Source organism: Longimicrobium sp., assembly GCF_036399255.1.
In the GTDB taxonomy this organism is placed as follows: domain Bacteria; phylum Gemmatimonadota; class Gemmatimonadetes; order Longimicrobiales; family Longimicrobiaceae; genus Longimicrobium.
In genome coordinates this window covers 34,857-53,024 of the sequence record NZ_DASWNM010000105.1, presented here as the reverse complement: position 1 = coordinate 53,024, position 18,168 = coordinate 34,857, and the positions used below count along the sequence as shown (strand labels likewise).

Here is an 18,168-nt window from a genome sequence, read left to right as displayed (position 1 = left end):
CAGGGAAGCAGGGAAGAAAGCGGGGGATGGGGAGCGGCGGATTCAGGGCGCGGCGGCGGCGTGGAACACCATGGCCAGCCGCGCCGCCAGCGTGGCTACGTCCGCGCGGCTGACGTTGGTGGTCACCGCCACCACCATCCGCTGGTCGGGAAACACCATCATCGAGGTCTTTGCGCCGGACGAGCTTCCGCCGTGGCCCAGCATGGGCACGGCGGGCCCTTCCGCCCGCAGCTGCACGGCGCGGACGAACCAGCCCATTCCGTACCCGGTCGATTCGCCGGACGCGAGCCGCTGCGGCGTCCACATCATCCGCACCGTCTCGGGCGAGAGCAGCCCGCCCTGCAGCACGCCGAAGCCGAACCGCACCAGGTCAGACGGCGTGGATAGAAAGCCGCCTCCCGCCAGCACGCAGCTGTCGTCGTCGTACGGCGCGGGGGTGAGCGCCGGGCCACGGATGTAGAAGGTCGCGCGGTCCGGCACCGGCTGGCCGGCGGCTTCGGGAAGGGTGTGGTCCATCCCCAGCGGCGCGAAGATCTCGCGGCGCATGAGCTGGGCGAAGGGCTCGCCGGCCGCGGCCTGGATGGCGGCGCTGGCGACCACGTACCCGTAGCTGGTGTAGCCGAAGCGGGTGCCGGGCGGCGCGATCAGGGGATCGTTCGCGAACACGTCGAGCCCTTCGCGCACGTCGCCGCAGTGCCGGGTGCGGGCCATCTCGGATTCATTGGCGTAGTCGCGGATCCCCGCGATGTGGCCGAGCAGCTGGCGCGTGCTGAGTGGCGGCAGACCGGCGGGAAGCTCCGGCACGTACGTGCGCACGGGGGCGTCCAGGTCCAGCCGGCCGCGCTGGTGCAGCAGCGCGGCGACCGCCGCCGTCATGGGCTTGGCCACGCTCCCCACGCGAAAGCGGGTGTCCGGCGTCACCGGCGCGCGTGCCGCCAGGTCCGCCCAGCCGAACCCCTCCGCCCAGACGATCTCCCCGTCGATCCCCACGGCGACGGAAAGCCCCGGAAGGGTGTCGTCGCTGACGAGCGCGCGGGCCAGCGTGCGCGCCTGCTCGATGGCGGCGGCGGGTGCCGGCGCGGCCTGCGCGGTGGTGGCGCGGGGAAGGGCGGCGGCACAGAGCGCCGCCAGCGCGAGAAGGGCGCGCGCCGGTGCGGAGGCCCGGGGGGCGCGCGGCGCCCTGGGGTGTGACGGGATCATGATATCCTGCATCTTCGTAGGATCGGTATCGAGAAGAAGGATCGCGGGGCGGATCAGGCGGCGGGGGCCCTGCGGCCGGTCATCTGCCCCGTCGACGGGCCGTAGGTCCAGGTGCCGGAGAAGTCGCTGCCGCGCACGTCCATCTCCAGCACGGCGTCGCCCGCGCGCCCCGTCGCGGTGACGCGGACGCGGCTGCCCTGCACGTCCACGGAGCGCACGGGCATCTCGCCGGTAAAGGGCGTGGTCACCGTGCCGGCGTAGCCCCCGCGCTCATCGGGGGCGATGCGAACGACGCCCTCGAACGTCTGCCCGCGGAACGCCGAGCTGAAGGTGTAGGTGCCGGCCGGGTCCAGCGCCGTGGCGGGCGCGGCCGCGGGCGTGGCGCCGGGGGTCGCGCCTGAAGCGGTGGCGCAGGCGGCGGTGAGCAGCAGTGCGGCGAAAGCGGTGGCGCGAAGGGTCGAGCGGGTCATGGGTTCCTCACGAGGTCGGATGGCGCGGCTGGCGATATCAGGAAGACGCATCCCTCAGCCGCAGGGTGCGTCGCTGCGTTCGTTAGATGGCTCAAGTCTACACGCGCCAGGGACCTTGCTGTGTCTCGATGCTCCGGGTCGCGACATCTGGCCGACGAACGGTGAAATCCGCCGGTCGAACGGGGACGCGCTTCCTGCCCAGAGGCGTTCCATCTGCCGGAAAACGAGCCTGAATCGGCCCCGACGGCTCCCCGCAACCCGCTGCGCCCCTTACGGAAACACGCGCCGGGTGTAATCTTCGGGCGTCGCCTTCCAGCCCCTGGCCGCACCCCTGGATCATCCGCCCGAATGTCCCACGCCCCGCCCACGCGACTTCCGCTCGACGACGCGCCGTCTCCCTCGCGGGGATGGTGGCGTGGACGCGTGCGGCTGAGCGCGTTCGAGCGGGTGCAGCTGCTGCTGGTGCTGTGGGTGGCGGTGTCGGAGGTGCTGCGCGGCGGGTTCGGCCTAACCATGCTCCCCCAGCGTGGGGACCCGGGCCCGGCGGTGCGGCTGCCCACCTGGGGCGTAGTGCCGCACCTTGCGGGCGCCGCCACGTACCCGCTGGCCGCGTTCTTCACCAGCCGCCGATTTCCGCTCTGGCACCGGCCGGGACGGTACGCCGTCTTTTACGTGGCGGTGCTCGCCGGGCTGCACGCGCTGGCCTGGCTGGCGGGCCTGCCGCGGCCGTGGGCCGCGGGCGGATGGATGTTCTACGTGCACCGCACCTTTGAATTCGGCGTCTACACCGTGTTCGCGCACGGCATGCTGTACGGCGAGCGCCACCACGCGCAGGAGCGGGAGGAGCTGCGGCTGCGCGGGGAGATGGCGGAGAGCACCGCGGACCGCATGCGCGCGCAGGTCCGCGCGCTGCGGATGGAGTGGAGCCCCCGCTTTCTCACCGGCACGCTGGAAAGCATCGGCGATCTGCTCTCCCGCGACGTGGCGGCGGCCAAGCGGCTGCTGCTGGGTCTGAGTTCGGTGCTGCGGCGGACGCTGGCGCACGCGCGGATGGAGACGGTGCGTCTGGAGCAGGAGGTGGAGTTCGTCCGCGAGGTGCTGCGGGTGGAGGCGCTGCGGCGTCCGGGGCTGCAGGTGGAGTGGGAGATCGGCGACGAGGCGCTGGAGATGCCCGTTCCGCACCTGTCGCTGGTCACGATGGTCTACCAGGCCGTACAGGACGATGTGGCCGGCCCGGCGCGCATCCGGATCTCCGCCGCCGCGGACGGAGCGGACGTGCTGCTGCGCGTGGATGCGCCCGGGGTGCCGTTCGGGGAGGGGATGGATGCGGCGGCGGCGGCCGGCGTCCACGGCGGATACGCGTTCCGCCGCGCGCCGCTGGACGACGGCGGCGTGCGAGTGGAACTGCGGTGCGCATCCGAGCCTCCACCGCCGGAGCCGCGGCCCGCACCGGACTTCCGCGCGACGGATGCGACGGGGCCGCGCTCCGGCTCACCGGCCGCGGAGGCGCGGGAGCCGGCGGTGGGACGGGGGCTGGAGATGGGTACCTACGGCGCGTTTCTCCTCTTCTACACGCTGCTCACCGTCTACACGGAGTACGTGGACGTGGGGGACGGATCGGTGGTGCTCACCGCGCCAGCGTGGGTGTACGTGGCCGGGATGGGCGCGTACGCGACGCTCTGGTGGGCGTCCATGGCCCTGGCTGCCCGCGCCCTCTCCACCCGCTTTCCCTTTCGCCGGGGCGAGTGGCGAGGGCGCTTGGCCGTGCACCTGCTGGGCGCGCTGGCGGTGGCGCTGCTGAACGCGGTGGTCTACTTCCCGTTCCAGCGGCTGGTGCTGGAGGGGGGAAGCGTGCAGATCGGCTTCAGCGCGTACTGGGAGTGGGGCGACCTGGCCATGTATCCGCCGCTGGCGGGGATCGCGCACGGGTTCATCTACGCGCGCGAGTACCACGCGCGGCGCATCTCCGAGCTGCGGCTGCGGTCGCTGCTGTGGGAGAGCGAGCTGTCGCGGACGGGGGCGGAGCTGCAGGCGCTCAAGGCGGAGCTCAACCCGCACTTTCTCTTCAACGCGCTCAACACCGTTTCGTCGCTCATGCACGTGCGCGTGGACGAGGCGCGGCGCGTGGTGGCGCACCTGTCCGCGCTGCTGCGGCGCGTGCTGCAGAGCGCCAGCCTGCAGGAGGTCACGGTGGCGGAAGAGGTGGAGTTCATCCGCCTGTACATGGAGATCGAGCAGGCCCGCTTTGGCGACGCGCTGCGGATCGACTACGACGTGGAGCCCGCCACGCTGCACGCGCGGGTGCCGCACCTGCTGGTGCAGCCGCTGGTGGAGAACGCCGTCAAGCACGGCCTGCGCCCCCGCGAGGGCACCGGCCGCGTGGTCCTTTCCGCCCGCCGCGCGGGGCACTGGCTGGAACTGGTGGTGGCGGACGACGGCGTGGGCCCCGCGCACGCCCCCGCCGCGGACGGCACCGGCACGGGGCTGGCCAACGTGCGGCAGCGGCTGCGCCAGCTGTACGGCGCCGACCACGCGTTCCAGCTGGCCGCGGCGCCCGGCGGTGGCGCCCGCGCCTCCGTCCGCATCCCTTTCTCCGAGCACCCCGTCGCGTCCGCCGAGCCTGTCCGGACGGCGGGGACGGGCGCCGGTCTCCCCGTTGCGCTGGCGGAGCGGGGATGAGCGAAAAGATCCGCGTGCTGATCGTGGACGACGAGCCGCCGGCGCGCGCAGAGGTGCGGCGCCTGCTGGAAACGCTGCCGGACGTGGAGATCCTGGGAGAGTGCGGCAGCGGCGCGCAGGCCATCGCACAGATACGCGAATTCGCACCCGATGTCGTCTTCCTCGACATCCAGATGCCCGAGGTCTCCGGCTTCGGCGTGCTGCAGGCGATCGGGGCGGATGCGATGCCGCTGGTGATCTTCATCACCGCGTACGAAGAGCACGCCCTGCGCGCGTTCGAGGCGCACGCCCTGGACTACCTGCTCAAGCCGTACGACGAAGAGCGCCTGTTCGCGGCCGTGGAGCGTGCGCGCAGGCAGCTGCGGGCCGCCGAGCCGGCCGAGGACGTGCGCCTGCACGCGCTGGAGGCGTTTCTCCAGGACGCCCGCGGCGCCACCTACCCCGAGGTCTTCGCCATCCGCGCGGGTGAGCGCTACCAGGTGGTGCGGGTGGCGGACATCCGCTGGATCGAGGCGGAGGGGAGCTACGTGCGGCTGCACCTGGCGCAGGGCGACCGGCTGATGCGCCAGTCCATCGGCGACCTGGAGTCCACGCTGCTGGACCCGGCGCGCTTCATCCGCATCCACCGCTCCGCGATCGTAAACCTGTCGCGCATCGCCGCCGTGGAGCCGCTCTCCCGCGCCGAGTACACGGTGATCCTGGACGACGGCACGGAGGTCACCTGCAGCCGCGGCTACCGCAACCAGCTGCGGGAAAAGGTCTTCTTCTCCGGTTAGGGCGCGACCACCGGCCGATCCGTGATCACCTGCTGGATCGCTCGGTGAAAGCGCGGAGCGTTCTCCACGACCCACCCCGCGAGCGAGTCGAGGTGCTCGGGCTCGTCGGTGATCGATCCCGGCGTGTAGAGCGCCACCCTGCACGCTCGCCGCTTCTCGAGCCGTTCCCAGTTCAACGCCGCGCCGACGGTGCTCTCGATGGCGGCCTGCTGCCGGTACATCGATTCGAAGATGCGGTCGTTCTCCGCCCCGTCACCGATGTCGATGTAGCACTCCAGGCGCATCCGCTCCCCGCGGGCAAAGGAAACGACGAGGGTGAGCCCGTACTCGGGGTAGCGTACCAGGTTGAGCCAGTTGAGGCCGAGTGGATTTGCGTCCTGCGCCGGAAAACCGGGAATCTCACGCAGCCGGTTCTGCACCTGGCTGAAGAATTCGATGTAGGCTTTTTCCCGGTCGTGCGCTCGCGCGAACACCACCCGCTCCAGCGTCATGTTGATCGATACGACACGCCAGTTTACGCGCAGCCATTCTCCTGATTGCACATGCGCGGTGGAGTCGTTGGCCCACCACGCCCGGTGCTCGCGAGCGGACGCGGGCAGCGGCGCGCCGATGATCCTCTCGATCTCCGCAAAGGACAGCGTGAGGCGGTCGATGGTTCGGGGCTGTCGCGCGAGATGCCCGGCCAGCGGTGCATACTTGCTTTCGACGGCGGCTCCCGCCTCCAGCCCGGCGTCTGCCCCGGCGCCGGCATCGTCGAGGTACCCCGGCGTCTCCGGCACCGGTGGAGCCGTCGAATCCGTGGCCGCGGACGGATGGGCACCGGTCTCCTCCGCCGCTGAAGCCTCCGTCTCGGGCGTAGCCGGAGGATGGTTCTTGAACCATTGGGCGCAGAACCGGAGCCGGTCCCGCTCTACCCTCTCGATGTCGGGGTGAAAGTGCATGAGCTTGTTTCGCGTATCCCGGACGCCCTCCAGCATCTGTCGGAACGCCTCGTCGGACAGGCCGAACAGCGGCTCCAGCTTTCCCCAGGCGTCTTCCGTGCGGGCAAGCTGGATGTATTCGTTCAGCGACAGCTTGTCGAATCGCCGCGCTCCCTGCGACCGGACGAAGTTGGCGTCGATCACCTCGTGGACGACGGCATCGCTGATAGGGAGCCCGTTCTGGCCGCAGAACCTGCGGAACGCCTTCTGGCAGGCGCGGCGAAGGCCGTCCTCGCGCGTGCCCAATCCGTCGACGGCTGCCTGAAGGGGTCCGTCGGGGTCAAGCTCGTCGCCTCCGTAGGCGAACCGGATGTGGTCCTTCAGCGTGCCTTCGATGTCCTCTACGAGCAGCATGTCCTCTGCGCGGGACCTGAAGTACCTGGTCGTGTCGTAGTTGGTAAGGATCCCGGCCAGCGTGCCATCCTGGTTCAGGACGAGGACCGCGTAGGCATCCAGAAGGTCGTCCATCTTGGAGAAAAGATCCTCATCCGCCGACATCGTGCGTGCCGGAATCAATGCGTCACGTACGCGCAACTCGCTGAGCGTGGTTCCGAACACGCTCAATGCACGGGCGATGGAGGTGCTGGTGACAAAGCTGGCCGGCGTTCCGTACGGCCTCTCGTTTTCCACGACGGGAAGCTGGCTGAAATCATGTTCGATCATCCGCGCTACGGCCTCCTGCAGCGTTGCGCTGGGCGCGATCGTCACGAGTGCCGGCTGATTCTCGATGAGAAGCTGAATGGGGACGGCCATGGAAGTAATTGGGCGAGTCGTGTTGCGGTCAGTAATGCGGTTTATCAGCCCGGATAGATACGGGATGCCGAATCGGTTGCACAACCCCGCGTCCCAGGCTCACCGCTCCGCGATCGTCAACCTGTCGCGCATCGCCGCCGTGGAGCCGCCCTCCCGCGCCGAGTACACGGTGATCCTGGACGACGGCACCGAGGTGACCTGCAGCCGCGGCTACCGCAGCCAGCTGCGGGAAAAAGTCTTCTTCTCCGGATGATGCGATCCGGGAAAACACCTGCCGGTCGCGGCTGGTCGTAACCAGCCACGGGAGAATCTTCTCCGGCTCATGCCGAATCCCTAAACCCTCAAGCTCACAACGAAGTGGTGAATCGGACGCTGCACATCCAGGCAGATCCACCAGCGCTGTCATTCCGAGGCCCGGGCACGCTGTAGCCTGCTTTCACACCAGAGGTTGCAGGGCCGAGGAATCTACTGTCGGATTTGCTGGAGGGCAGACGCGGTAGCCCGTGCTTGGCTTGCGGCTACGACACGGGCGGACAGGGCCAGTGCCGGAGCGTTGCGACGGGGCACCAGCAGCAGACAGTAGATTTCTCAGTCGGCGCGCAGGAGTTCGTGCGAGCCGACAGTGCGGTGTGGCGCCTCCTTCGAAATGACATACGGGCGCGAGCGCAGGGGCTTCCTAAACACACTCTCAGGAAGTCAAACGCTCTGGCCGATCCACGAATCTTCCTCCTCTCGCGCGGAGCCCCTTCCCGGGCAGAGCCCGGAACCGCGTGAACGGAAAGATCCTTCCGTCCAGCACACTCACCAGCCTCTTCTCCCGCCATCCGCCGCGACGGACTTTTCGTGATTTCCCGACGCGCCGCGCGCACTTTGCAGGCTCCCTTTCCGGCGGTAGCAGGCTTGTAGCAGGTAGGGCTGGCGCGTCGCGAAGCGAATTCCTAGCTTGTCCGGAAGTTCCCCTTCCGCTCTCCGCAGTTCCTTTCTCCACCATCTCCGCCCCCAGAGAGGATCGATGCACAAGGACAAGGATTATCCGATTCCCGCCTGTTTCGACCGGCCGGAAGACGCCACCCGCCGCCTGACCGAGATGTTCGTCGAGATGGGGCAGGCAAAGCGCATCCGCATGGGGCAGAGGCCCGCGGAGCGCGCCGTCTTCCGCAAGCTCCACGGCGTGGCGCACGGCCGGCTGGAGCGGCTGGACTCCATGCCCAAACCGTGGCGGGTGGGGATCTTTGCGTACGAGCAGCTGGATGCGTGGATGCGCTTTTCCAGCGACACGTCGCCCATGTCGCCCGACCTGGGCTCCACGCTGGGCATCGGCCTGAAGCTGTTCGGGGTGCCGGGGATGAACGCGCTGAACGAGGACGGCGACACCGCCGACCTCATCATGCAGAACTTTCCCGTCTTCTTCGTGGACAACGCGCAGGAGATGGTGGAGTTCACCTACGCGGGCGTCGTGCAGCAGGACTACCCGGGCTACCTGGCGGCGCACCCGCGGACCAACGACATCCTGAACCGGATGAGCGACAAGGTGGAGGGGAGCTGCCTGACCACCACCTACTGGGGCATCCTTCCCTTCCGCATGGGGCGCGAGGTGGTGAAGTACCGCCTGGAGCCCGAGACCCGGCCGGAGAACGTACCCGATGACTCGCTGGACTACCTGGCCGTGGACCTGGCCAACCGGCTGGCGGAGCGGGAGTACCGCTTTACCCTGTCCGTGCAGCGCCGCACCAACAAGAAGCGGATGCCGCTGGACGAAGCGACCGTGGAGTGGCCGGAGAAGGACAGCCCGTTCGTTCCCGTCGCGCGGCTGGTGATTCCCCGCCAGGACGTGTGCGCGCGCGGCCAGGCGGAGTACGGGCAGGGGCTGTCGTTCAACATCTGGCGGGTGCCGGCCGTCAACGCGCCGGCCCCGGAATCGTCGGTGGCCGTGGTGCGCCGCGAGGTGTACGCCGCCGGCGCCCGGCTGCGCCACGAGGCCAACGGACAGCCGCTGGCGGACCCGCGCGACCCCCGGCCGGCCCGCCCGTCGGTGCCGCCGCCCGACGACTGCATCGTCAAGGCGGTCATCTATCCGTCCATCGGCGTGGCGCGGGTGGGGAACAGCCCGGACGAGTACTTCATCGGGCCCGAGGTCAACGAGCCGGAACCGCTGCCGCCCGGCTCGTACCGCGACGAACAGGGGCGGCTCAAGCGGCAGGCGGCGCGCTTCCGCATCTACGGCGTCAACGCGCTGGGAAAGATCGTCCGCGAGCTGACCGGCGGGGACAAGGGGGCCAGGATCGAGTGGGGCGTGCAGCTGGCCAACACCAAGTCGGCGTGGTACGGCTTCGAGCTGGCGCTCGACATCCCCGAGGCCGCGTCCGCGCCCCCCACGGTGCTGCGCAACCCCAACGTGGAGGACCGCGCCCGCCTGGCCATCACCCCCGGGGCGCGTACCGTCTCGGGCGCCGGCGCCAGGCCCCAGCGCTTCGACGACGGCGAGTTCATGGGGAAAAAGGTGTACCTGGGCGAGATCCTGACCGACGAGGCGGGGCGGCTGGTGGTGCTGGGCGGGCACGGCGTCAGCGCCTCGTACGACGGCAGCCACGCCATCACCTTCGCCAACAACGAGGGGTGGCACGACGACGTGTCGGACGGACCGGTGACCGCGCGGGTCACGCTGGACGGCGAGCCGCTGGAGGTGGTGCCGGCCTGGGTGGTGGTGGCGCCGCCCAACTACGGGCCCCAGCGCAAGTCGGTGCGGACGATGTGGGACCTGATGCGCGACGTGGCCATCCAGGCGGGGATGCTGGCGGCGCCGGAGCGGCCGTCCTTTACGTATGACATCCTCCCCCTGTTCGAGCGGCTGGCCGGGCTGCAGTGGGTGAACGCGGGCTTTGCCGCCGGCTTTGGCTGGGAGGGCACCTTCGACCTCACCTCGCCCGAGGCGCTGGCCCGGCTCGGCAGCAACGGCCCGGCCGAGCGCGAGCTGCGGCGCACCGTCTCCAACAGCTTTCGCCGGTACCACGTGGACGGCGCCTCGCCCAAGCCCTGGCCCTGGCTGTACGGCGACGCCATGAACATTCCGCCGGTGGATTCGCCCCGCCAGAACGTGGAGCTGTCCGAGTGCCAGCTGGCCATGCTGGACCAGTGGGCGGCCGGCCGCTTCGAGGCCGACTACGACCCGGCCCGCACGCCGCCGCGCACCCTCGACGACGTGCCGCTGGCCGAGCAGGGACACATGCTCACGCGCGCCGCCCTGGAGTTCTGCCTGGCCGACGCCTTTCACCCCGGGTGCGAGATGACCTGGCCGGTGCGTACGTCGACCATGTACTCCGAGCCGTTCCGCTTTCTGCACGCCCGCCCGGGCTGGGTGCCGCCCACCCTGGGCACGGTGCTCACCTCCGACGGCGTCACCATCCCCAACGGGCCGCTCACCGCGCAGGAGCCGGGGAGCATCACGCGGTGGATGGCGGTGCCCTGGCAGACCGACACGGCCAGCTGCCGGTCCGGCTACCAGCCCAGCTACGACCCGTACGTGCCCAGCTTCTGGCCGGCGCGGGTGCCCAACCAGGTGCTCACCAAGGAGAACTACGACATCGTGGTCGACACCAGCCGGCCCATGAGCGAGCGCCGCAAGGCGTTCGCCAACCGCGCCGCCTGGATCGAGCCGCTGGGGACGGTGGACTACACGACGCAGATCAACAACATGATCCGCCACTTCGACGACCTGGGCGTGGTCGAGGTGCACCCCGGGCCCGACGACGGGGCGTTCCCGGCGCAGATCGAGATCGAAGACCGCTACGTCCTCATCAACCCGGACGAGGCGAGCGATCCCGACGACGCGGCGCTGAACCCGGCGGTGATGACGACGGCGCGCGGGGCCGGGCGGCCGTCGGGCAGCGCCGTGGGCGTGCGCGTGGGGGCCGGCGCCTCGGCGGCGGACGTGGACCTGAGCGGCATCGAAAAGGTGAACCGCTTTCCCAACGGGCTGCTGCGCGGACGGTGATCGAGGCGGACGTCGCCGTCGTCGGCGCGGGCCCGGCCGGCGCGGCGGCGGCGCTCGCGCTGGCGGGGCGGGCGCGGGTCGTGTTGGTGGACCGGCGCGCCGAGCCGGAGGACCGGATCGGTGAAACGCTGCCGGGCGCGGCGCGGCGGCTCCTGGCCGGGCTGGGGCTGGACGCCGAGGCGGTCATGGCCGACGGCCACGAGCCGGTGTGGGCGCGGCGCAGCGTGTGGGGCGCGGCCCAGCCGGCCGAGCTGGACGCCCTGGCCGATCCGGCCGGCCCGGGGGTGCGGCTGGACCGCCGCCGCTTCGAGGCGCGGCTGCGCGCCGAGGCGGCCGGCCGCGGCGCGCGGCTGGTGGCGCCCGCCGCGGCCCGCGTGGCCAGGGCGGGGGAGGAATGGACCGTGGAGGCCGGCGCGGTGCGGGTCGCCGCGCCGCTGCTGGTCGACGCGGGCGGCCGCGGCTCGCGGCTGCTGCGGGAGCAGGCGGGGCGCCCCGCCGCGCAGGACCGGCTGGTCTGCGTGTGGACGCACCTTCCACTGGTGCGGCCGGCGCAGGCCGTCACCTACGTGGAAAGCGAGCCGGACGGCTGGTGGTACACGGCGCCCCTTCCCGGCGGGCGCCGCCTGCTGGCGTTTCACACCGACGCCGACCTGCTTCGCGCGGCGGGCGTGCACCGGCGGCTGCTGGAGCGGGCCCTGGCGCTCCCGTCCCTGGCCGCGGAGCTGTCCGGCGCGGACACGGGGCGGCCGGGTCCCGTGCGGACGTGTGCCGCCCATGGCGCGCGGCCGGGCGCCGCGGGGGGCGACGGGTGGCTGGCGGTGGGCGACGCCAGCATGTGCTTCGATCCGCTTTCTTCCCAGGGGCTGTTCCACGCCCTGTACACCGGCCTGGCGGCGGGCGGGGCGGCGCTGGCGATGCTGGGCGGCGAAGCGCGCGCCGGTGCGGAGTACTCGGCCGCGCTGGACCCGGTGTGGGATGCCTACGTGGCCCACCGCGCCCTGTACTACGGGATGGAGCGGCGCTGGCCCGGCGCCCCCTTCTGGCGGCGGCGGCTCCCGAATCCGGAAAAACAACACCTGTAGCGTACAGAGGAACAGAGTAGACAGAGGAGCAAGATGATGTTTCATCTCGCTTTCTCTGTCTGACTCTGTTCCTCTGTACGATCATTCTTTTCCAGAGCCTGCTGGACTCCGGCGTCAGTACTGTTCCGCGAACATCCCCCAGAACGCTTCGCGCACGTGGTGCCACGCGGACCGCCCCTCCCAGTCTTCCAGCGTGATCTCGCGGGCGTGCTCCAGGTCTTCCATGAACGTTTCCTCCATCTCGCGGGCGAATCCCTCGTCCAGGATGCCCAGCACGTTCTCCAGGTTCAGCTCGCGGGAGCGGATGTCCATGTTGGCGGAGCCCACCACGCTCCACGTGCCGTCCACGACGAACGTCTTGGCGTGGAGCATGGCGCCCTGGTACTCGTAGATGCGCACGCCGGCCTGCAGCAGTTCGCTGTACATGGCGTTGCCGGCCAGCCGCACGGGGGGCATGTCGTTGTGCTCGTCGGGAACCAGGACGCGCACGTCCACGCCCGCCCGCGCCGCCTGGCAAAGCACCGTGCGGAGGTCGCGGTCGGGGACGAAGTAGGCGCTGGTGACGTACAGCCGCTTTCGCGCGCAGCGGAACGAGCTCCAGAACAGCAGGCGCAGCGGATAGGTGTCGCTGGCGGGCGACGAGGTCACGTTCAGGTGGTACGTCAGCGATTCGCCCGTGTCGCCGCCGCCGGGCTCGGGGGGAAAGAACGACGGGCCCATCAGGATCTCGCCGCAGGTGCTGGCCCACACCTCGGCGAACGCGGACTGCAGGTTGCCGGCAAGGCAGCCGTCCACCTGCACCATGTTGTCGCGCCACCGGCCCTCGCCCGGCGTCCCCATCCAGTAGTCCGCCACGGCCGCCCCGCCCGTAAAGCCCACCCGTCCGTCGACGACGATGGCGCGGCGGTGGTTGCGCCGGTAGTAGCGCGTCATCCGCCCGAACTTGAAGGTGCGGAACCACGCCACCTTTCCCCCCGCCCGCTCCAGCTCCTCGATGCGCTCCTTCGGCGCGCGCATCGCGCCCACGGCGTCCAGCACCAGGCGCACCTGCACGCCGGCGCGGGCGCGCTCCACCAGCGCGTCGAACACGTCGTCGCTCACCCGGCCCGGCTCCCAGATGTAGACCATGAAGTTGATGGTCTCGCGGGCCTCCCGCAGCGCGCGCAGGATGGCGGGATAGATCTGGACGCCGTTCTTGAGCAGCCGGGCGCTGCCGCCCTCGGAGAGCGGCGCGTTGATCATTCCCGACACGCTGAGCAGAAAATCCCGCGAGCCCACCTCGGGCGCGTCGGTCGCCCACGTTTCCGGTGGCCGGCGGCCCAGCGACGAAAAGAGGGTGATGGCCGTCCCGCCGATGGCCGCCGCGCCCACGGCGGCAAGGGACAGCAGCCACAACGGATACCCGGTCTGCGCCTCCGCGCCGCCGTCCTCCGCGGGCCGGGAGGGCGCCCCTCCGTTCCGCCCCCGCCGAGCGATGCCGGATCCACGTCCGTCCTGCCGCACGCGCCACCTCCCGAAAGCCCGTTTCCGTTCCGCCGCTCCATCCGCGGCAAACACAGGGTCGTGCCGCGAATCCGGGAAAGCAACACCTTTTTTGGTACAGAGGAACAGAGTCAGACAGAGAAAGCGAGGTGATCTATCGATTGCTTCCTCTGTCTACTCTGTTCCTCTGTACGATCCTTCTCTTTTCAGGCTCTTACCCGAACTGCGCGCGGAACGCGTCGAGCTCGGCACGGACGGCGGCGACCTCGGCCCGCAGCGCCTCCACCGTTTGCTCCAGCACCGCGACGCGGTCGTCCCCCACGCCGGCGCGGCGGGTGGGGATGGCTGGTTCTTCCGTCGTCCCGGATGATTCCGCCTGCGTCGGCTCGCCGCTCAGCAGGTGCGCGTAGCGGACTTCCTTCTGCCCCGGCCGGCGGGGGAGCCGCGCGACGAGCGGCTCCGGCTCCCGCGTGATGAGCGACTCCAGCATCGCCTCCAGGGCAGCGAGGTCCGCGAACGGGTGCAGCCGCTCGGTGCGGGCGTACAGCTCGCCCGGCGTCTGCGGCCCTCGCAACATGAGCACACCCAGCACCGCGAGCTCGGGCCGGACGAGCCTCAGGTCTTCGTCCAGCCGGTGCTCGAACTTGGTCACCCGCGAGCCCGCCCGCTGGATCTGCCGCAGCAGTCCGCGGCGGCGCAGCGCGACCGTCGCCGGGATTACCGCATCCTCGTCCAGCCGCATGATCGGCTCGCGGCTGGTCGTCTGGTTGCACGCCGCCAAGAGCGCGTTCAGCGAAAGCGGATAGTAGTCCGGCGTCGCGACCTCCTTCTCCAGCAGCGCGCCGAGGATACGCACTTCGACATCCGTGAGCGGGGGGTTCACCGATCAGCCTCCTGTGTCCGTACGTGCATCCGGGAGCCGCGCAGTGAGCGGTGCCGCTCGCCGCGCAGTCTCCGGGATTGCGCGGATCGTGCCGGGGGCGCCGCCTCACGCACTCCGCGCTCGCCGTCGCGTGGAACAGCGCGCGAACCCGGATTCGCACGGGGCGAGGGCGGACGTCGCACCAGCCTCGCGGCCCGGCAAGGAATACGCTTGGGGAAGAGGGAGCAGGGAAAACCACTCTGGGATGCAGCCGGTGGCACGCGCATTGATGCAGGGCGAGATCGCGCCGCGGCAACCACTTACGACCAGAGGCCGCCGGGACCGCGGCAGGCGTGGGCGGCCAGGCATCGCGGCCATCTCGCAACCGGAGGGACGAAGATGAACAGGCTGAAGCTGACGCCGGAGCACCTGCGCGTGGAGTCGTTTCCCGTCCAGAACCTGGTCATGGAGGAGAGCGGAATGACACCGGGCCCCACCCTCTGCCTGCCGTACACCTGCCCGGAGTGCCCGTACACCCGCAACGTCCTCTGCTACTGACGTACGCGGACCGGCCCCGCACCTGGAATCGAGGTGCGGGGCCGGACTGCAGAAAGAACTTAAGTCTCATACCAGATCCTGGAAAAGAATGATCGTACAGAGGAACAGAGTCAGACAGAGAAAGCGATCATCTTGGCTCCTCTGTCTGACTCTGTTCCTCTGTACCCTGAAAGTGTTGTTTCTCATTTTGGTATCACACAGAGCCAGCAGACACGAGGGGAGGGTGGCGGCCCGTGCTGGTGGACGCCGCCTTCGACGCCTCGCCGCGCGACCTGCGCACCAACTGGCGGGCGGTGGTGGGCCTGGCCCTGCGCGCCGACGGCACCATCGGTGACGCGTAGCGCCGCAGGCAGGGTGAGGTGATTGGAGGCGGGAGATTGCAGAAGACGATGGTGAACCGTACTTTCTCCTTGCCGCGTATTTGGAGCCGTTTGGTAGCCACGCGTCAGCTCGTCACAATTCACCTTCTTCCACTCCTAGGTTCATGACCGAAAATAAGCTCAAGCTCAGTGTCGAGGATCTGTCGGTTGAGTCGTTCTCCGTGACCGAAGCACGTGACGTACGCGGGACCGTGCTGGGCCACAACGCTACCGACTATACTGAAATGACGATCTGCTTTGGTCTATGCGGTGGTGACAGCGGATACTGTACGCAGATCTGCGAACCGGAGTTCACCTGGCATGTAGCTACCTGTGCCTACTATGCCACCTGCCAGGGCTATAAACACGATGTGAGCTGCAACTGGAGCTGTGATCCTGCCGCCAACACGTGCGCCGCAGAATGCGGCTGAGGCTACCACTTCGCTTACCCCGCTGACTCGGGTCCGATCACGAACGACGAACGAAACGGGGCGCCCCATGCCGGGGCGCCCCGCTGTTTTCAAAAACGGAATGTGTTCAGCCGGTGATGCTGGCCGGTTGCGTCCAGGCACCTGCCTCACGGCGAACGTGCAGTCAGCGGGGCCAGGCGGGGCCGCACCCCGTCGTCTGGAAGGTGTCGCTGACGTTCAGGAACTTCCAGCGTCCGTCGCGGCGGGACAGGTGAAAGGCGTCGAAGCCGCAGTGCGTAACCGTGGTGTCGCGGCGGACCTGGTACTCGGCCCATACGCTGGCCAGGTCGCCGCTCACGTGGACCACGACGTTGCGGATGGGCTCGTCGATCCCGGGCTGGTTGGGCTGCGTGGCGACGCGGATGAACTCGGCGCCGGTCATCACCACCACGCGCGTTCCGCCCTCGCGCGTGGGCCGGAGCAGCGTGATGCGCGTGAGCGAGTCCACGTGCTGGCTGAGCGCCGCGGTGTCCTTGGTGCGCAGCGCGTCCATGAAGCTCTGGATGGCCGCGAGCACCGCGGCGCGCTCCTGCTCCGTGGTTTCGCGCGCGCCCTCCATCGCGGCCGTGGACGGGGCCGCGGCGGGGGACGTCTGCGGCTGGCAGGCGGCGAGCAGCGGAAGCAGCAGGAGAACGACGTGAAGTCTGCGCATGTGCGTGCGTGTGCGGAGGAAACGGATCCGCCTTCTGGAAGGCGGGCAGCGGACGGCCGGCACCGGCCGTGCGGCAGGGCGGGGGAAAGCTACGGGGCGACGCCACGGGGCGCCAATGGCCCGCCCGACCGGGCCGCATGCGCGAAGCCCCGGCCGCGACAGGCGGCCGGGGCTTCAACCGGGCAGGGATGCTTCTTTTGACGACTGGCGCTAGCGAAACGCCTTGCCCGCCATCTTCAGAAGGTCGTTCAGGGCGTTGCCGTCACCATCCATGTCGAGCATGGAGCCTGGCCCGGAGGCCGCGCCCCCGGCTGCACCGCCCGCCAGCCCGCCGATGAGCCCGCCCAGCACGCCGCCCAACCCGCCCTGGGCCCCCGGCGAGCCCCCGCCATGCTGTTTGGCCAGGTAGCCGGTAACCAGCATGGCCAGGAGCGGCAGCATGCGCTTGAGCAGTTCGGGCGACAGGCCGGACCGTGCCGCGGCGTCCTGCGCGACCGTGCGGCTTACGTCCTTGGACCCAAAGATCTGGCCCAGGACGTTGTTGCCCGCCTCCACCCGGGCGGGCTCCGCCCCCGCCACCTCGTCGTGCAGGGCGCCGCCGCCCAGCTGGGTCAGCAGGCCGCCCAGCCCCGCCACGCCGGCGGGGTTTGCCTGCGCCTGGTTCTTGAAGCCGCCCAGGATGGCGGGGAGCAGCGCGGCGGCGCCGCTGGCCGCCTCGGCCTCGCTGATGCCCAGCTGCCGGGCCACCGCCTGCGCTCCGCCCGCCTGGGCCAGAATGTCCGTAGGGTTCATGTGCCTGTTCTCCCGGATGTCGGAGTGCCTTCAGTCCAGGAGGTTCTGGGGCACCTTGCCGCCATTGGCGGCGATGCGGGCCATGACGGTCTTGTGCAGCCACATGTTCATCTGCGCCGAGTCGTCCATGAGCGCGGGCGGGCAGCCCAGCTCCACAGCCAGCTCCTTGCGGGCGGCATAGCTGTTGTCGATGCCCAGCAGCGAAAGCAGGTCCACGATGGACTCGCGCCAGTTGACCTTGTGCCCGGTCTTGGCCGCGAGACCCTCCATGTGGGCCTCGACGTCCACGACGGACACCGCCACCGGCGCCGGTGCCACCGCGGCGGCCGGGCCCCCGGTGGGCGCCCTTCCCGCGGCGGGTGCGTTCCCCGCGGCGGGCGCGTTCGCGGGCGGCGCCGGAGCCTTGTCCTTGCCGCCCAGCCCGAGCGACTGGAGCACTTTGCCGAAGATACTCATGGAGCCCTGCCTTTCATCAAATGGCGGAGGCCTCGCCCGGCAGATTGCCGGGTTGCGCGGTCCACCTGAACGCAACATACCAGTAGCGATGCTGATTGGACAGAAGCGGTACAAACCCGGTGCACAGGTGCGTCCATCATCCTCTTGAGGATTGTGAAGCACCGGTTATCGAGGTGTGAAGCACCGTCAGGTGTTTCGGCCGGGTTCCCACCATTACGTTCTCTTCCTGAGAGGGTGTGCTAATCCTCAAATCCATAGCGAAGCAGTGATTTCCTGAGGGAGCGCATCACGCCCAACCAGAAGTCACACTACAGATTGCGCGCGACCGAAGGACCTCGTCTCGGTGGCGCAGGGGCCAGATCAGGGCACGGGACCCGCCCCGTCGTTCTGCTGGCGAGGTCCTTCGGTCGGCGCCAGGGTGCAGTGTACACGCGAGTTACGGGGCGGCGCCTCCCTCAGGAAGTCAATCACGCTGGGGGGTGGCAACACCCTCTGACGCGTGCGTGGCGCGATGATCGTCATGACGGCAAGGCGGGTGCATCGGACGATGTGCCGGAGTCATGACGGATGCGGCGGTCTGTACACGCCTCGGCTGGGTGGGGCGCA

The 18,168-nt window shown here is 69.8% G+C and carries 15 protein-coding genes; 7 read left to right on the top strand and 8 right to left on the bottom strand.

What is annotated here, in order from left to right; genetic code table 11:
* Positions 1 to 42 precede the first annotated feature (42 nt).
* The gene (locus tag VGC13_RS19595) at positions 43 to 1,200 is read right to left on the bottom strand and encodes a serine hydrolase domain-containing protein (RefSeq protein WP_331126977.1); all 1,158 of its coding nucleotides are present in this window, start codon (positions 1,198 to 1,200) and stop codon (positions 43 to 45) included.
* Positions 1,201 to 1,253: 53 nt separating this feature from the next.
* Positions 1,254 to 1,670, bottom strand: a complete 417-nt coding sequence (locus tag VGC13_RS19590; RefSeq protein ID WP_331126976.1) for a hypothetical protein — start codon at positions 1,668 to 1,670, stop codon at positions 1,254 to 1,256.
* Between the two features lie 348 nt (positions 1,671 to 2,018).
* Between VGC13_RS19590 and VGC13_RS19585 the strand changes: the two genes are divergently transcribed.
* Together VGC13_RS19585 and VGC13_RS19580 are read left to right on the top strand one after the other, a co-directional pair.
* On the top strand, positions 2,019 to 4,349 hold the full coding sequence (locus VGC13_RS19585) for a histidine kinase (RefSeq protein WP_331126975.1): 2,331 nt from the start codon (positions 2,019 to 2,021) through the stop codon (positions 4,347 to 4,349).
* On the top strand, positions 4,346 to 5,125 hold the full coding sequence (locus VGC13_RS19580; RefSeq protein WP_331126974.1) for a LytTR family DNA-binding domain-containing protein: 780 nt from the start codon (positions 4,346 to 4,348) through the stop codon (positions 5,123 to 5,125). The genes VGC13_RS19585 and VGC13_RS19580 overlap by 4 nt, the downstream gene beginning before the upstream one ends.
* Here VGC13_RS19580 and VGC13_RS19575 read toward each other — a convergent pair.
* The gene (locus tag VGC13_RS19575; protein WP_331126973.1) at positions 5,122 to 6,858 is read right to left on the bottom strand and encodes a DUF4268 domain-containing protein; all 1,737 of its coding nucleotides are present in this window, start codon (positions 6,856 to 6,858) and stop codon (positions 5,122 to 5,124) included. The genes VGC13_RS19580 and VGC13_RS19575 overlap by 4 nt on opposite strands.
* Before the next feature lie 64 nt (positions 6,859 to 6,922).
* On the opposite strand from VGC13_RS19575, the gene VGC13_RS19570 reads away from it, so the two are divergent.
* The 3 genes from VGC13_RS19570 to VGC13_RS19560 all read left to right on the top strand — a co-directional run bounded on the left by VGC13_RS19570 (position 6,923) and on the right by VGC13_RS19560 (position 11,931).
* The gene (locus tag VGC13_RS19570; protein WP_331126972.1) at positions 6,923 to 7,111 is read left to right on the top strand and encodes a LytTR family DNA-binding domain-containing protein; all 189 of its coding nucleotides are present in this window, start codon (positions 6,923 to 6,925) and stop codon (positions 7,109 to 7,111) included.
* 759 nt (positions 7,112 to 7,870) lie between these two features.
* The gene (locus tag VGC13_RS19565) at positions 7,871 to 10,849 is read left to right on the top strand and encodes a LodA/GoxA family CTQ-dependent oxidase (protein WP_331126971.1); all 2,979 of its coding nucleotides are present in this window, start codon (positions 7,871 to 7,873) and stop codon (positions 10,847 to 10,849) included.
* Positions 10,846 to 11,931 carry a tryptophan 7-halogenase gene (locus tag VGC13_RS19560; RefSeq protein WP_331126970.1) on the top strand — a complete coding sequence of 362 codons (1,086 nt, stop codon included), beginning with the start codon at positions 10,846 to 10,848 and terminating at the stop codon, positions 11,929 to 11,931. Before VGC13_RS19565 ends, VGC13_RS19560 begins: the two co-directional genes overlap by 4 nt.
* Positions 11,932 to 12,045: 114 nt before the next feature.
* Here the strand turns inward: VGC13_RS19560 and VGC13_RS19555 are convergent, their stop codons facing one another.
* Together VGC13_RS19555 and VGC13_RS19550 are read right to left on the bottom strand one after the other, a co-directional pair.
* Complete coding sequence (locus tag VGC13_RS19555; protein ID WP_331126969.1) at positions 12,046 to 13,326, bottom strand: phospholipase D-like domain-containing protein; 1,281 nt, start codon at positions 13,324 to 13,326, stop codon at positions 12,046 to 12,048.
* Between the two features lie 301 nt (positions 13,327 to 13,627).
* A complete protein-coding gene (locus VGC13_RS19550) occupies positions 13,628 to 14,296 on the bottom strand; it encodes a YceH family protein (RefSeq protein WP_331126968.1) in 669 nt (222 codons plus the stop codon).
* Positions 14,297 to 14,674: 378 nt separating this feature from the next.
* Between VGC13_RS19550 and VGC13_RS19545 the strand changes: the two genes are divergently transcribed.
* Both VGC13_RS19545 and VGC13_RS19540 read left to right on the top strand, forming a co-directional pair.
* The gene (locus VGC13_RS19545) at positions 14,675 to 14,833 is read left to right on the top strand and encodes a hypothetical protein (RefSeq protein ID WP_331126967.1); all 159 of its coding nucleotides are present in this window, start codon (positions 14,675 to 14,677) and stop codon (positions 14,831 to 14,833) included.
* Between the two features lie 484 nt (positions 14,834 to 15,317).
* The gene (locus tag VGC13_RS19540; RefSeq protein ID WP_331126966.1) at positions 15,318 to 15,623 is read left to right on the top strand and encodes a hypothetical protein; all 306 of its coding nucleotides are present in this window, start codon (positions 15,318 to 15,320) and stop codon (positions 15,621 to 15,623) included.
* Positions 15,624 to 15,786: 163 nt separating this feature from the next.
* Here the strand turns inward: VGC13_RS19540 and VGC13_RS19535 are convergent, their stop codons facing one another.
* The 3 genes from VGC13_RS19535 to VGC13_RS19525 all read right to left on the bottom strand — a co-directional run bounded on the left by VGC13_RS19535 (position 15,787) and on the right by VGC13_RS19525 (position 17,562).
* Positions 15,787 to 16,314: a nuclear transport factor 2 family protein gene (locus tag VGC13_RS19535; protein WP_331126965.1), complete on the bottom strand. Its 528-nt coding sequence runs from the start codon at positions 16,312 to 16,314 to the stop codon at positions 15,787 to 15,789.
* A gap of 210 nt (positions 16,315 to 16,524) precedes the next feature.
* Positions 16,525 to 17,106 carry a DUF937 domain-containing protein gene (locus VGC13_RS19530; RefSeq protein WP_331126964.1) on the bottom strand — a complete coding sequence of 194 codons (582 nt, stop codon included), beginning with the start codon at positions 17,104 to 17,106 and terminating at the stop codon, positions 16,525 to 16,527.
* A 30-nt stretch (positions 17,107 to 17,136) separates the two neighbouring features.
* Complete coding sequence (locus VGC13_RS19525; protein WP_331126963.1) at positions 17,137 to 17,562, bottom strand: DUF3597 domain-containing protein; 426 nt, start codon at positions 17,560 to 17,562, stop codon at positions 17,137 to 17,139.
* Between the last annotated feature and the right edge of the window lie 606 nt (positions 17,563 to 18,168).